The sequence below is a fragment of the Dellaglioa sp. CoH-55-MRSF-6 genome, assembly GCF_056782215.1.
In genome coordinates this window covers 230,163-244,286 of record NZ_JBXAYJ010000003.1, presented here as the reverse complement: position 1 = coordinate 244,286, position 14,124 = coordinate 230,163, and the positions used below count along the sequence as shown (strand labels likewise).

14 protein-coding genes and 1 tRNA gene are annotated in these 14,124 nt (G+C 34.7%); 1 reads left to right on the top strand and 14 read right to left on the bottom strand.

All coding sequences use genetic code 11. The annotated features are described in order from the left end of the window. Positions 1-27: 27 nt before the first annotated feature. The gene (gene rpoN / locus AC1RPK_RS04900; RefSeq protein ID WP_481761448.1) at positions 28-1,365 is read right to left on the bottom strand and encodes an RNA polymerase factor sigma-54; all 1,338 of its coding nucleotides are present in this window, start codon (positions 1,363-1,365) and stop codon (positions 28-30) included. A gap of 67 nt (positions 1,366-1,432) precedes the next feature. Between rpoN and AC1RPK_RS04895 the strand changes: the two genes are divergently transcribed. Beyond that, a tRNA-Arg gene (locus AC1RPK_RS04895) sits at positions 1,433-1,504 on the top strand. Between the two features lie 293 nt (positions 1,505-1,797). Here the strand turns inward: AC1RPK_RS04895 and AC1RPK_RS04890 are convergent. From AC1RPK_RS04890 to AC1RPK_RS04830, 13 genes are all read right to left on the bottom strand, one after another. Continuing rightward, on the bottom strand, positions 1,798-2,136 hold the full coding sequence (locus AC1RPK_RS04890) for a hypothetical protein (RefSeq protein WP_481761449.1): 339 nt from the start codon (positions 2,134-2,136) through the stop codon (positions 1,798-1,800). Between the two features lie 515 nt (positions 2,137-2,651). After that, positions 2,652-2,957: a hypothetical protein gene (locus AC1RPK_RS04885; RefSeq protein ID WP_481761450.1), complete on the bottom strand. Its 306-nt coding sequence runs from the start codon at positions 2,955-2,957 to the stop codon at positions 2,652-2,654. A gap of 314 nt (positions 2,958-3,271) precedes the next feature. Continuing rightward, positions 3,272-3,643, bottom strand: coding sequence for an LPXTG cell wall anchor domain-containing protein (locus AC1RPK_RS04880; protein WP_481761451.1), 372 nt, complete (start codon positions 3,641-3,643; stop codon positions 3,272-3,274). 22 nt (positions 3,644-3,665) lie between these two features. Next, positions 3,666-4,757, bottom strand: a complete 1,092-nt coding sequence (locus AC1RPK_RS04875) for a WxLIP family cell surface protein (protein WP_481761452.1) — start codon at positions 4,755-4,757, stop codon at positions 3,666-3,668. A 31-nt stretch (positions 4,758-4,788) separates the two neighbouring features. After that, complete coding sequence (locus AC1RPK_RS04870; protein WP_481761453.1) at positions 4,789-5,556, bottom strand: WxL domain-containing protein; 768 nt, start codon at positions 5,554-5,556, stop codon at positions 4,789-4,791. A 26-nt stretch (positions 5,557-5,582) separates the two neighbouring features. Further along, positions 5,583-6,170 (bottom strand): WxL domain-containing protein, encoded by a 588-nt coding sequence (locus tag AC1RPK_RS04865; protein ID WP_481761455.1) that lies wholly within the window; start codon positions 6,168-6,170, stop codon positions 5,583-5,585. Between the two features lie 30 nt (positions 6,171-6,200). Continuing rightward, positions 6,201-6,941 carry a WxL domain-containing protein gene (locus AC1RPK_RS04860; protein WP_481761456.1) on the bottom strand — a complete coding sequence of 247 codons (741 nt, stop codon included), beginning with the start codon at positions 6,939-6,941 and terminating at the stop codon, positions 6,201-6,203. Positions 6,942-7,007: 66 nt separating this feature from the next. Beyond that, positions 7,008-7,757, bottom strand: coding sequence for a WxL domain-containing protein (locus AC1RPK_RS04855; RefSeq protein WP_481761457.1), 750 nt, complete (start codon positions 7,755-7,757; stop codon positions 7,008-7,010). A 58-nt stretch (positions 7,758-7,815) separates the two neighbouring features. Continuing rightward, positions 7,816-8,577, bottom strand: a complete 762-nt coding sequence (locus AC1RPK_RS04850; protein WP_481761458.1) for a WxL domain-containing protein — start codon at positions 8,575-8,577, stop codon at positions 7,816-7,818. Positions 8,578-8,602: 25 nt separating this feature from the next. Continuing rightward, entirely contained in the window at positions 8,603-9,319 is a 717-nt protein-coding gene (locus AC1RPK_RS04845; RefSeq protein ID WP_481761459.1) for a WxL domain-containing protein, read from the bottom strand. An 86-nt stretch (positions 9,320-9,405) separates the two neighbouring features. After that, complete coding sequence (locus tag AC1RPK_RS04840) at positions 9,406-11,970, bottom strand: hypothetical protein (RefSeq protein WP_481761460.1); 2,565 nt, start codon at positions 11,968-11,970, stop codon at positions 9,406-9,408. Between the two features lie 327 nt (positions 11,971-12,297). Further along, complete coding sequence (locus AC1RPK_RS04835) at positions 12,298-13,506, bottom strand: Ig-like domain-containing protein (RefSeq protein WP_481761461.1); 1,209 nt, start codon at positions 13,504-13,506, stop codon at positions 12,298-12,300. A 273-nt stretch (positions 13,507-13,779) separates the two neighbouring features. Then, entirely contained in the window at positions 13,780-14,106 is a 327-nt protein-coding gene (locus AC1RPK_RS04830; protein WP_481761462.1) for an LPXTG cell wall anchor domain-containing protein, read from the bottom strand. Positions 14,107-14,124: the final 18 nt, after the last annotated feature.

Sequence of the window (14,124 nt, the reverse complement as noted above, 5' to 3'; positions counted from 1 at the left end):
ATATATGAGATAAGGTCATAATTGTTCCTAATCCTTGTAGCGTTTTCTTGCTGATGACGATGGAATGTTCAGGTTTTCACGATATTTTGCAACTGTTCGTCTCGAAATATCGATGTTTTGTTTCATTAATTGTAAAACTATTTTTTGATCAGAGAAAGGTTTCGTTTTATCTTCAGATTCAATCAAAGTCTGCATAGTTGTCATAATCGTTTTTGAAGATAGCTCTTCAGCATTCTTTTTGTTCTTATTTGCGATTTGTCCAAAGAATGATTTTATTTCATAAACACCAGATTCTGTTTCAATGTACTTATCATTAACGGTTCGACTAATTGTTGATTCGTGAACACCTAAAGCGGCTGCAACTTCCCGTAAAAGTAATGGCTTAATTGGTTTGGTTTTATCAGTGAAGAAGTCAGCCTGATATTTCAAAATATATTGTCCTACTTTTAAAATGGTATCGCCTCGTTGTTTCAAGCCATGAACTAGCCATTCATATTCCCGTTTCTTTTCAGTTAAATATTTGATTACTTCAGGATCTTGGTCTTTTGACATATCATCAAAATATTTTTGTTGAAAAACAACTTCAGGCTGTGCACCGCGAACTTTGAATAATGTTAATTCATTATTACTTTTTTTCAAAACTAAATCTGGATAGATTTTACCAATTCTAGTTGTCCCAAATCCTGCACCTGGATTAGGTGATAATGTGCGAACAAAATCTGATATTTCTTGAATTTCTGAAAGATTAACACGATATTTTTTTGCTATGTCCGACCATTTACGATCGACAAAGTTATCAAAATCATCTTTTATGACTGTATATGCCAATTCAGGCGCTAAATCGTCAGAATCAATCTGTAACATTAAACTTTCTTGTAAATTACGTGCACCAACACCGGGCGGATCTAAGCGTTGAATCAAGGTTAACGCATCTAATAACATAATGGGTGGTATTCCTGATTCTTCTGCTAAATCATCCAAATTAGCATTAAAATAGCCCGTCTGTTCAATATAATCTACTAAGTAAAGAACAACCTTTCTAAGCGGTGTTTGACGCATCGTTAGATAAATTTGTTCCAATAAATAATCCAATAAAGATTGTGATTCATCATCACTGACTGAATTCATATAATCAGTATCACCATTTGTTGTTAGATTAACTTTATAACGAGACTCCCCTGCTTGGATTCTCTGATTGTCGTCAACAGCTTCAATCAAAGGGTTTTCCATCATTTTTTCAGTGACAAATTCTTGTAAATCTTCTATATTATATTGCAACATTTTAATTGATTGTTGGAGCTCTGGTGTCATTGCCAGTTTTTGAATTTGCGTTTGTTGTTGCTTAAATTTCTGTTCAATAGCCATTATTTCTCAACCTCCGCTTTCGTTACTTGTTTTTTTTACGTAATTCAGCTAAACTATTAACTATACTGCGCCGTTGGTGTAATGGATAGCACGTAAGATTCCGGTTCTTGAGCTGAGGGTTCGACTCCCTCATGGCGCATCGTTAAAATTAAAATATTTTCTTTTGAAAAACCTTATATGTTGATATAAGGTTTTTTGTTTTCGCTTACATTAATTATATATCATGTTTCTTAAGATAGCCATGGCGTTCTTACCACACTACAAAATATAATAAGCAACATAGTAGAAAAAAATTAGTTCAATCAATAATAAATTAAAATCGTTAATATAGTTGGATTGTAATCGTTACCATTACGTTTCATAAAAAATAAATCCTACCTCAATTAAGAGATAGGATTTTCTGTTTAGCTCTTTTTACCGTAATCACCCATTTTAATACGAAGTCATTTTTGGGAATTTAATCATAAAGAAGATAGAAATAATTGACCCAATGTAACAAGCCCAAACTAACGGGTCTGTATAAACCAAATTTGATAGAGTTACATTTAAAATCACATTAAAAATTGATAGTATTATAATACCACGATATTTACATAATTTATTCTGTAATAAAATCATAATTATCTCAATGTTCCCTACTAATAACATGAATACATCTTCACTATAGAATTTACCTGAAAGAGCATGAACAATCATTATAATTGCAAGAATCATTAATATTATATTTAAACTGATTGCTATTATTTTTGAATTGATTACTTTTCTAATCATTTAGTTTCTCCTGATTTATAGTATTTACATATAAAGAACAGTGAAATCAAAATAGCTACCAGGAAGGATTCTAATGTAGGAAGATAACAATCATTATTAATCTCAATGATCAACATAATTGCGTTTAATACAATATTAAACATTGAAAGGATTACTATTATTATTTTATCGAAATAATTAAATTGGACAATCAGCATAAAAAATTGTAAAAGAACGATTATACTTGATACTGAAAGGAATAGATCTATATGTTGACTTCCCATTCCGCCTAATGAAAATGCAGTATCAAGAAATAAACTAAAAGTTTCTATAATAAATATAATATTAAAAAATGAATGTAATACTTTGGAATTTTTTAAAAGTTTCAACATTTTTAGCTCCTTAATATGATGTTATTTTATGAATATAAATAGGGTTAAATGAACCCGCAGCATAATATGGCTATTCCTTTATTTTATATACCTCAACATATTTACCTTTTCCCGAATGTTGATGAAAAATTTGATTTTCCTACTCTAAAAGAAATTTCTAAAACTTAAATAAATTACTATAATAACATCTAGAAATACCCAATACATTAATAATAAGTATTTAAATTTAGGTACTAAGTACTTATTATGCCTTTTAATCATTACATCTAATAAATACGTAATAGTATATATAATACCCATTCCAAATAATAATAAAACACCTAAAACAAGTAACCCATCACCATTATTTAAGCCAATACCATTTCTATGGATATATCCATCTATGATAAATATAAAGGGTATTATTTGTATCCCGATAGTCGCTAATATTTCTATATATATTTTTCCCATACTATCCCCTTTTAATATTTTGTGAATATACTGTGGGATAAAACTACCCTTAAATGCTATTACTTTAATCTATTTTTTCATTAACAACATTTTTATGCTATCATAATTTCAACATTACTTCAAAGTGATTTAACCATAACGTTAATCTAATTTAATATTTAAGCAAAAACCCAACCTCTTAAATTAAGGGCTCTGTAATATATTTATCAACAACAGTTGTAATAGAACCTTTAATAAATATCGCAATAAAAAAAGAGTTTTTCCTCGTATTTTTACGAGGAAAAACTCTTTTTAGTTAAACTATTAAATTTTAATTATTTTGCATAATTTCTTTTAAACCAGCCAACTAATCCCATAGCTAGCAACAGAACAAGGCCCATCATTGATAGTCCTGATTCTTTCATTTCACTAGTCTGAGGTAAACTGGTTTGACCTTTTGCTGCATTTTTTAAGACAGGTGTTTTCCCATCCGGTGTTACCTGTGAAGTTGTTGGCGTCGTGGGGGACGTTGTTGTTGGTCTTGTTGTCGGTGTGGTTGGTTTCGTTTTCTCTGGCATTTTACCAACGAATTCGATTCCAACCTCACTAGTATAACTAGCCGCTTCTGCAGTATTACCGAATGCACCTAAACTAAAAGATAACCCCAAAAGACTAATTATTAAAACACTCATTAGTTTTTTTCTCATAACCATACCTCGTCTATTTTGACTACTTATCTTCTTTTTTATCAGTTTGTAATTCTTCTAGAATTTGTCGTTTTGCTTCTGCGACAGCTTCTTCTTTATCTTTTTTGTTACGACGACGAACTAAGAACCAGATGAGCAACAATAGAAGTAATAGCAAGAAGATTCCTGCAAGGATATACCACATTGTGTAATCTTTTTCTAAGTCAACCGCTTTTTCGTTCAATTTATCTGCCGTTGCGCCATCAATTGTGAAATATTCTGTCCATTTCCACTTATGTACCCCAGAAGTCGCCGTCATTTCTAAACGGTACTTACCAGGCTTAAAGGGTTGGTTATCCCAGAAAATGCCATAATTAAAGTTTGTATTTGGAGCCATTGTCATATTCGAAGTGGTTGAAGCATGTAGTGCTTTATCACCATTTCTTGAATAGACTTTTCCATCAACTTTCAGGTTACGGATTGGTGTTGTTGTTGGATCTTGTAAGTTTACCTTCAATGTATTACGGAAATTAACTGATCCGGGCTCAATCTTAAGTAATTTCATATCAGGCTTAACAACATCGTCAGTTTCAGTTAACGTTGTCCCAATAACAAAGGCATAACGGTTTTTAATTTGAACGTTACTCTTTGATTTTTTTTCACTATCTTTGTTAATTTTTTCATAGAAGTACAAGCCACCGTCAATTTCGCCATTGAATTTCTTAGCGGGCATTGTGATATGGAATGTATGCTCAATGCTTTTCTTAGCCGGTACTGTCACTTCTTTATCTGACTTAATGATTGAAGATAGAGGGTTTACCATTGTTTTATCAAGTTTTGGTTTCACGTGACTGTATTCAACCACTCCGTTATCATTTGTAATCGCTGTATTTGCTTCAGCCATTACAGTAACATCTTTGTTAGTCGAATTTTTTAATGTGACAGTAATGTCTTGCTTTTGGTTCGGTTTCATTTTTAAATTAAAATACGTTTGGCGCTTATCAATTTGGTTGTTTGGAATATTTGCAGTAACAGCAAAGTTCATTTCAGCAGCATTCGCTTTTTGAACTTGTCCACTAAATATAACTAATCCTGCCACAAACGCCATAATGATTCCAAAAAATTTTTTATTCAATGTAAAAATCCTCTTTCTTCTCAAATTAACTTTATGGAGCCGCCGTCAATGTCCAGTTTAATGTCGACGTATATGTTTCACCAGCTACTTTTTCAGCCGGGCCAGGCACATCCAATCTCGCTGATTTATTACCTGTTGTTGCATCACCCATTGCTATTGTCCAGGTCCCTGTGGGATTAGTATTGGCAGTTGGATCTACTACTTGATATGATGCACCGTCACCTTTTAATAATATACTATCGGTAAATAAACCGGCATCAGGATCTCCGTTATCTGTTTTCGATGCTACATTTTTTATTGTAAGCACAGTACCCTTAAGTTCATTAGCACCACTTTTAAATGATGTGTTACTAACCGTCAACGACCAGTTTCCTGTCGTATTATTTGTAACCTGAACGTAATTAGGTACATCCCTATAATCTGCATCCGTGAGCTTATCTATAACCCACTCACCTGTAGCTTCATCACGATGTCCTGTTAAATCAGCTACTTTATCAAAAGCAGCATAATAAGATTTTTTATTTCCTGAAATTTTCTGAGTACCAAAATGTAAATCAGAAATATAATCTATCCTCAGGTCACCAGTAGTTGGCGTAACTGGATTAATTGGTTGTACTGGTTTTGTCGGATCTAATGGATCAACTGGACCAGACTTTGCAAGTAATGTTAAGTTAGCCGCTGTGGTTGCAGTTTTTCCATCAGGCGCTACTGCTGCATCAGCCACTGAATTTCCCATTATTGAAATTGCAAGGAGGGGGACAATGGCTACTACTAGTCGTAAGTTTTTTTTCAAGCTCATTGTTTTAACCTATCCCTTTCTGCATCCTATAATGGTGCGTCGTTTAACGTCCATGTAATTACTGATGTATATTTTTCTTTTAATTTAGTTGATGCACCAGGTACGTCTAAGGTTGCCTTAGTAACAGGTAACGTGTTAGTACCCATACCCATGTCTTTAGCTGCATCTACTACTGCAACACTTTGACTAGATCCGTCTAAAACCATATCCGCTGTTGGTTGGGTAGCATTATAACTTGCCCCATTATTATTAGAAACAGTTCCAGGCGTCAATGTTAACTTAGCCCCAGCTAATTCTTTTGAGCCGGTAAACTGTGTGTTGGCAACTGTTAATTTCCAACCTTCATTTGAACCACGGTTGTCATCAACAACGATAGAATCTGTAATAGTAGCTGCATCATATTTTGCATCTGATCCACTAATTTTTTGATCTCCAAAATCAACACTTGGTGCCTTTGTCAATTTAATTTCTCCAGCTCCAGTAGCAGGATCAGCTACAAAGTTGACATCACCTGATGAAGGTAATGTTACATCAGCAGCATGTACTGCTGGTGCTACTGTTGAAAACAAAGTAACGGTTAAAAGTGCTGCTGTTGCAATTGCTGTTTTCTTCATAATTTATTTCCCCTTTTGTTAACCCAATTTTTATAAGTTTGCGTCTGTTAATGTCCATGTTAAATCTGTTGTATATATTGTTCCAAGATTTTTAGCTGTTTTACCAGGTACTGTTAATGAAACGGCTTTAGCTTTAGCATCTTTACCAAATGAATCAGTCCATGTTCCCATTCCTTGACCGTCTGTAGCAGTAACAACCTTAACATCGCTACCAACTGTAGGAGCAACGACACTATTATTATCTTTATCACCAATTATTGATGGTGTTGTTGTCGCATCCATATTTGTTGAATTAAATGTTTGATCTTTCATACTCAATTGAGCACCAGTTAATTCTTTTGTACCGTCAGTAAATGCGCCTTCTTGCTTAACATTAACTGTCCAACCAGCATTTGATCCACGGTTATCTGTTACTTGTAAGTAGTTAGCTACTTCTTTTGCTGTTCCTTTAGAATCTGTTATTTCAACAGGAGCTGCGTAGTAAGTTGTATCACTACCAGAAACTTTATTTTTTGAACCAAAATCAAAGTTTGAAACATAATCTAATGATAATGGACCATTTGTTCCTGGGTTAATTGGAGGGTCTGTTGGGTCAACTGGATCTGTTGGATCTGTTGGATCAACTGGACCTGTTGGATCTGTATTATCTGTAAAACCAACGCTACCTTTTGTTGGAAGTGATCCTACTGTTGCTGCATTTACAGCTGGTGCTGCAATTAAACCTAATGTTGTTAATACGATTGCGCTTGTTACGATTTTAGTTGTTTTCATTTTAATTTCCCCTTTTTTTAATTCCCTATTTTTTTGTAGCCTATTAGAAAGTGATATGACTTAATTTTATAAACCAGCGTCTGTTAATGTCCATGTTAAATCTGTTGTATATGATGAACCGACCGTTTTAGCTGAATTACCAGGTACTTTCAATGAGACAGCTTTACTTGCTGTATCTTTTGTAGCATCAGCATCGTAGACACCAAATGAATCTGTCCAAGTCCCCATACCTTGATCCTTACCAGCATCTAAGACAGCAACGTCAGCACCAATTGATGTTGTAATTGTAGCTTTAGCTATAGCTGGATCTGTTGTTCCGCCAATATTTTTAGAATTTAAAGTTTGTGTTCCCATACTTAGCTGTGCGCCATCTAAATCAGTCTTACTATCGTTAAATTGTTTTACTTGTTTAACTGACAATTTCCAGCCTTTATTTGATCCACGTTTATCTGTTACTTGTAGGTAGTTAGCTCTTGTAACTTCTTTACCATCTTTATCAGCTAATTTAACAGGTGCAGCGTAGTAAGTTGTATCGTCTCCAGAAACCTTATTTTTTGAACCAAAATCAAAGTTAGAAACGTAATCAATTGATAATGGGCCAGGTGTTCCTGGTTGAGGATTATCTGGGTCTGTTGGATCCGTTGGGCCTACTGGGCCTGTTGGATCCGTTGGATCAACGGGTGTTGTTGGATCTGTATTTTCCATAAATCCAACCTTACCTGTTGATGTATAATCTGCAGCATGTACTGCAGGTGCTGCAGCTAAACCTAATGTTGATAAAATAATTGCGCTTGTAACGATTTTAGTTGTTTTCATAATTTATTTCCCCTTTTAATTAATAACCATTTTTATTTTTTATTGACTAATTTAGATTTTATAAGTTAGCGTCTGTAAGTGTCCATGTAATATCTGATGTGTATTTTTCTGCAACTTTTTTACTATCACCAGGGATAGCTAATTTAACAGAAGCTTTGGCTTTAGCAGCATCTGTTGTTGCGTTACCAAAGGATTCAGACCATGTACCAGAACCTGCGCCATCTTTTGCTTGCATAACAACTTTGTCCCCTGATGTAGCTGAAATGTCAACGCTATTTGTTAATGTTGGTTTTGGTTTTGATGCGTTATTATCAGCATTAGTTGCTTCAGGATTAGATAACGTAATTGTTGTCCCATCTAATTCTGATTTTGTTGTTTCACTTGTAAATGCTTTTGCTTGTTGAACAGTAAGTTTCCAACCTGCTACTGTTCCACGGTTATCTGAAACTTGTAGGAAGTTTGCAAGATCTTTATCAGCTCCGGATGCATCTTTAACTGTCACTAATTGAGAGTCATATGTTTCGTTGTTACCTGACATCTTTTGAGCACCAAAGTTAAAGTTAGAAACATAATCGATTGATAATGGGCCACCAGTACCTGGATCTGTTGGGTTTGTAGGATCTGTTGGATCAATAGTATGTCCAGGATCTGTTGGATCCGTAATACCAGGATCTGTTGTACCATCATTTTTAGTCAATTCAATTTTACCGTGTGATGTATATGTTTGTGTTTCAGATGCATGAGCAGTTGTCATAATGGCACCTGTCACACCTACGCCTAATAATGTACTTAATAATAATTTACTTGAATTTTTCATCATTTATTTCCCCTTTATATAACCTTTTTTATAAGTTAGCATCTGTCAAAGTCCATGTTAATTCAGACTTATAAGCCCCTGCTACTTTGTTTGATTCAGCTGGAACAAGTAATGACACACTTTGTTTGGCAGCTGTATTATCTTTACCAAAACGGTCTGTCCATGTTCCCATACCTTTGTCGACCTTGGCTGTCATCACAGTAACTGCTTTGCCATCTGGATTGATGGCTGCTTGACTAGCTGTCGGCTGACTCATATTACTACTTCCGTTAGTTGTTCCATTCATTAACGTAATAATCGTTCCATCTAATTTATTTTTACCATTCATAAATGGATTGGTCTGTGCAACAGTTAGTTTCCAGCCTGCGTTTGAACCACGATTATCCGTTACTTGAACATAGTTTGGATATTCCCCAACCTTACCGTTTTTATCAACTAACTGGTCAAGTTGTGCATAATAAACACTGTCTTTACCAGAAATTTGTTGTTGACTAAATTGTAAGTTCGAAACGTAATCAATTGATAATGGTCCATCTGTTCCAGGATTAACTGGTTTAACCGGTTTTAACGGATCAGTTGGATTTGTTGGATCAACTGGCGGTGTACCGTCAGTATTTTTCACGAATTCAATAGTTGCATGCGACTGATAATTCACTGTTTCGCTTGCCAAAGCTTGCGTTACGGTAAAACCAGCCGGTACCATACTACCTAAAAGAACTCCCAAAATTAACTTTCTTTTTATCATCGTATCTACTCCCCTCGTCAGATTTTGATGTTTTTATAATATTAGCAAAATGCTAATGATTAACGTTAATTAAGCAAGGATTAGGATTAAGGCGCATCCGTTAGTGTCCATGTTATTTCCCCTGCATACTTACCTGCTTTAAGTGACATGTTGCTTCCATTAAGTTCAGCAACAACACCTTTATCGGCTGCCCAAGTGACATCTTTAGTTTCTTCTGTCTGACCTGAACCAACCTCTGTACTACCAGTATCTAAATCTTGTGCAGTTCCAGTTGCATCTATATATTTCAAAACACCTTTCAATGTGTTAGATCCATCTGTTAAAGGTTTTGAAACGCTAGCCTTCAATGTCCAAGCTGTTTTGCCTAGATTAGAAATTGATACAGTATTTTCAGCAGTACGTTGAAGATTGAAATTTTCTCCACTGTAAGGCAACATTACCCCATCTTTTGAACCAAAAGTCATTTCATCAGAGGCTGCAGTAATTGCTAAACCACCACCTGCAACTGTGATCTTAATCGTTTTTTCAACACCCTGAGCATTTACAATAACTGCTTCATAGTCACCAGCACTAGAAGTTGGTGTAAGTGTCGTTGATTTAACTGTAACTTTAGAATCAGCACCAGTTGATAGTATCCAACCTTTAGCCGAACTCTCTGTTAATATGAACTCATTTAATTTAGTCTCTGTTAATCCCGAGATAGATTTACTGTCCGTACTAAAATCCTTAGCGTAAACTACAGAATCACCATCAACGACGGTATCACCATCTATTACATTGACAGGAACGGCAACTTTAGCAGTTTCATTAGGTGTCACATCCGTATCCGTCAAAATCATATCTTGTATATAGAAACCAACTTTTGTGTTATCAAGTGGTTTATTTGATGGATTTGTAGGATCAATTTCTAATGTATGTTTATTAGTATTCATAATTGTTAAATCTTTGATTAATTTTGTTTCATCTATTGTAACGGTTCCGCCAACATCAATTTTTTGTGGAATAGCAGTTGCACCCAACTTGAATAAGTTGACAGTTACGGTAACTGGTTTTAATTGTTCGGTACCTCCAGCATCAATCGCAGTTACTATAACTTTATTTGCACCTACTTTTAATTTTGTAGGGTCAATCTTTGCAGAATAATCGACACCATCTTTTGTTGTTTCATAAGTATTCTCTGCTGGCGATGATATTGACCCATCTGGATACTTAATTTGAATGTATCCCTTTGTACTATCTTCATCTGAAACTTTACCTACAATTTTAAATGAATCTGTTTGATCCGCATAAGCATTAATTGTTGATGGTGTTACAGTTGCAACAGGTGGAATACTTGGTGTCGTTTCTTTATAAGTTAAGTAAGAACCTGTCGTTAATGTTTCTCCTGGGGCTAACGTTTTAGGATTAGCTTTTATTACAAAAGCACTATCTCCCTTAAACGGAGTATCTGGCTGACTAATGTCGTTGATAGCTATAATTTTATCAAGCACTGATGTCTCCATTCCAGTTCCTACAGCTCCACCTTTGAAATAACTACTTATATTTGATATATCTAATATACCAGTACCGGTAGCTTTCCCAGCTGAATAATTAGTCCAACCACCCAAGCTAGTATTATTACCGGGATCCTTCAATCTGTAATTCAAGGTATGTTTATCACTTACCATTTTAAATCCATTGTTAGGTCCCAAACTTTTTACAGGGACGTCATCCTTATCAACCAAAGTATCGACCCCCTGAGCTGCACCAATAGCTCGAGTTGCAGTATCATTATTTGTGATACTGAAATAACTATATATACCACCTGCTGCATCATACATTTCTTCAAATGTATAGCTCACCTTATATGTTACATCGTACATTGTAGCTTTGAATCCAGTACCATCATTATTTTTATAAAGATGGTAATCTGTAATTGGTCCAAGTTTTACAGCACTTTCAATTGTATTAGGCGTCGTGTTACTTTCTGCTGCATACCCATATCCACGATCTTTTGGAATAGCATTATTAATGATAATTCCATAAGACTTTCTTGGATTAGGATTTCTTCCACTGGCACCAACCTTCGTAAATGCCCAACTAGATGCATTACCCTGTTCACTGTAAGAATCGTTATTTGTCAGCGCACTTGGTTGGAAATTAAATGCTGCATTACCAAAATATAAAACAGGAGTCGCTGTATCATCTGCTTTTCCCGCGTTGTTTGTTGGAACACCATTTACTAACTTCCCGCCTCCTGTAAGTGACACATACTCATTTTTAGAATTTGATGCCACATCGGTAGTACTCCACTGAGTATTAATGGCCCCTTGTGATGGACCAACATAACCAGCAGCTGGTACTGCTGTCTCACTTTTTTTAGTCGTTGCTACTTTTTTTGTTGGTGCTTTCGTTACTTCTTCTTTAGTTGCTACTTCGCTTGTTATTTCTTCTTTTGTTGCTTTTATCGATGTACTTTTTTCGGTTGTTTTTTCAGAAGATGCTGTTTGAGGTTTAACGGTTTCATCTAGCTCTTTAGCTTGGACAGAAGTTCCTGGGCCCTCATTGTTAACCACGTTAACAATGCTACCTGTCATCACTCCTGCTAAGATAATTCCCGTCATTAACGTTGCTGAGATTCGTTCTTTTTTATTACTGTTATGCCCTTTCATTGTTTAGTCCTCCCCCTATAGTTGCTGCCTATTTATACCTAACATTACTATATTTAACTCATTAGTCTAGCTGATTAGTTGTGACCCCCTAGTCCCTCCTAATAGATTTATTCGTTAACTTAGCTGTAACCTAATCGCAAACTTATTATCTGGTTACTGCGACATAGCCAGTTTACCTATAATCTATTTAAATGTAAACATATTTTTTTAATTAAAAAATATTTATCTAATTTATGAAGTAACCGCTTTATCGATTTTGTTTTAATACAAAAGTAATTCATCAAAAAAAATGATGAATTACTTTTGCCAATTTACAGTTTATTTTGGTTACCCTTCACGAACTGGAACTACCGTTGCAAGACTTATTTCTGTCCCATTTGTTTCAGTTATATAAAGAAGTGTATAGGCTCCTTGTTCTGGAATTTGTACAGAGAAACTAAGATCTGACTGTACGACTGTTCTAGCAATTTCATTACCGCTTGCATCAGCAATAATAATTGTATTTCCAGCTGTTTCTCCAGTACCTGTTAAATATTTATCACTTTGATAATAAGAATCAACAGTTGGTTTAGCAATCGTAACATCTTTATGCTTAACTACCGTAGTTTTCACATCACTCCAACCAACACCTGTATTCTGACGAACACTAACTGTTGTATCTTCATGTTGTTTAGGAATAGTAACTTCGTAAAGTCCATTTTCATCAACGATACCTGTCCCTATAACTTTATCGCCAACTTTAACTTCAATTTTAGCACCTGGAACACCACGACCTGATACCGTTGTATCTGTATCAAAAATTGTTTCAACGGTTGGAATTTCTTTCAAAAGTGCCCAACCCGGGTCTAGGTGATATGTTGGCAACGTGTCAGAAGCATTATATGAACCCAACACGTCCCAATCAATTGGCGCACCATTTTTTACTAAACCACTATTAAATATATAACTTGAGTTATTTTCTGCGTCCGCTACTCTGATACCTGTATCTGTTACCATTTGCCCAATATCAAGAGATAAATGAACTTTGAAGTCGGCAAATGCAATCCAAGAATGAGATGGATTTTTGATTCGTAATGTTTTACCATTATCCTCAACTCGGATATCATTTTTATTATACGTATATTTACTTCCGTTATTAAATTGGAAATTTCCTGTTATATAATTATTGAACGAATCATGGTTAAAAAGTGGAACTAACTCTGAAGGAACTGACAAGACATAGTCTGTCGATTCATTAATTCCTGCCGAAATAATCGACTTTCCTTCATAATCAAAATCTAATGTACCTGTTGTCACTGTATTATTACCTTGTAAGTGTAGACCACTTGCACCCGTTCCAGATACTTTCATTGAGCCTCTTGTAATAACACCTAATTCTTTCGTACCTACTTTAGCTGTCGCCACCTGCTTTTCATGGTTACTAGCATCTACGGAATTATTAGCTACCCCTAAAATCATTACTGAATTCAATAATCCAACCACCGCTACCGTTTTAATCACATTCTTCTTTGTCTGACTCATTTCTACTTTGTTCATTTTATTCATCTCCTCTATTTTGGTTTATAAACAATTATTTGATACAGGCCCTCCATAAAAAAATTAGTTAGAGCATTACTAATACCTCCTTATATTTATATTTATTTTTTTATTAATACCTTAAACACAGCTTATCATGTTAACGCTTTCTTTTGCAAATTTAACCACTAGTATATTTTTAATTTTAACTAAATTGGACTTAGATAATAAGCAAAAAAAATAAGCTATCTTCATATAAATACGAAGGTAGCCTACTTTAATTTTAACTATTCTTTATTTTGATTGCTTTGAATCGTTATATTTAACCCATCCAATTAATCCTGCGGTTGATAAAAGAATAAATCCTATCATTGATAATCCTGATCCTTTTATTTCACCGGTTTGAGGTAATCTGTTTTGATTCGATGCAACATTCTTTGAGACAGGTGTTCTCCCGTCTGGATCTGGTGTCACCTGAGAAGTTGTTGGCATTTTACCTACAAATTCAATTCCCATTTCACTTGTATAACTAGCCGCTTCTGCGGTATTACCGAATGCACCTAAACTAAAAGATAACCCCAAAAGACCAATTACTAAAGTACTCGTTATTTTTTTCCCCATAACCATACCTCACCCATT

What these genes read in the sequence shown, in the direction of transcription:
- rpoN (WP_481761448.1), bottom strand. Translation starts at nt 1,365, where the DNA reads ATGGCTATTGAACAGAAATTTAAGCAACAACAAACGCAAATTCAAAAA.
- AC1RPK_RS04890 (WP_481761449.1), bottom strand. Translation starts at nt 2,136, where the DNA reads ATGATTAGAAAAGTAATCAATTCAAAAATAATAGCAATCAGTTTAAAT.
- AC1RPK_RS04885 (WP_481761450.1), bottom strand. Translation starts at nt 2,957, where the DNA reads ATGGGAAAAATATATATAGAAATATTAGCGACTATCGGGATACAAATA.
- AC1RPK_RS04880 (WP_481761451.1), bottom strand. Translation starts at nt 3,643, where the DNA reads ATGAGAAAAAAACTAATGAGTGTTTTAATAATTAGTCTTTTGGGGTTA.
- AC1RPK_RS04870 (WP_481761453.1), bottom strand. Translation starts at nt 5,556, where the DNA reads ATGAGCTTGAAAAAAAACTTACGACTAGTAGTAGCCATTGTCCCCCTC.
- AC1RPK_RS04865 (WP_481761455.1), bottom strand. Translation starts at nt 6,170, where the DNA reads ATGAAGAAAACAGCAATTGCAACAGCAGCACTTTTAACCGTTACTTTG.
- AC1RPK_RS04860 (WP_481761456.1), bottom strand. Translation starts at nt 6,941, where the DNA reads ATGAAAACAACTAAAATCGTAACAAGCGCAATCGTATTAACAACATTA.
- AC1RPK_RS04855 (WP_481761457.1), bottom strand. Translation starts at nt 7,757, where the DNA reads ATGAAAACAACTAAAATCGTTACAAGCGCAATTATTTTATCAACATTA.
- AC1RPK_RS04850 (WP_481761458.1), bottom strand. Translation starts at nt 8,577, where the DNA reads ATGATGAAAAATTCAAGTAAATTATTATTAAGTACATTATTAGGCGTA.
- AC1RPK_RS04845 (WP_481761459.1), bottom strand. Translation starts at nt 9,319, where the DNA reads ATGATAAAAAGAAAGTTAATTTTGGGAGTTCTTTTAGGTAGTATGGTA.
- AC1RPK_RS04840 (WP_481761460.1), bottom strand. Translation starts at nt 11,970, where the DNA reads ATGAAAGGGCATAACAGTAATAAAAAAGAACGAATCTCAGCAACGTTA.
- AC1RPK_RS04835 (WP_481761461.1), bottom strand. Translation starts at nt 13,506, where the DNA reads ATGAACAAAGTAGAAATGAGTCAGACAAAGAAGAATGTGATTAAAACG.
- AC1RPK_RS04830 (WP_481761462.1), bottom strand. Translation starts at nt 14,106, where the DNA reads ATGGGGAAAAAAATAACGAGTACTTTAGTAATTGGTCTTTTGGGGTTA.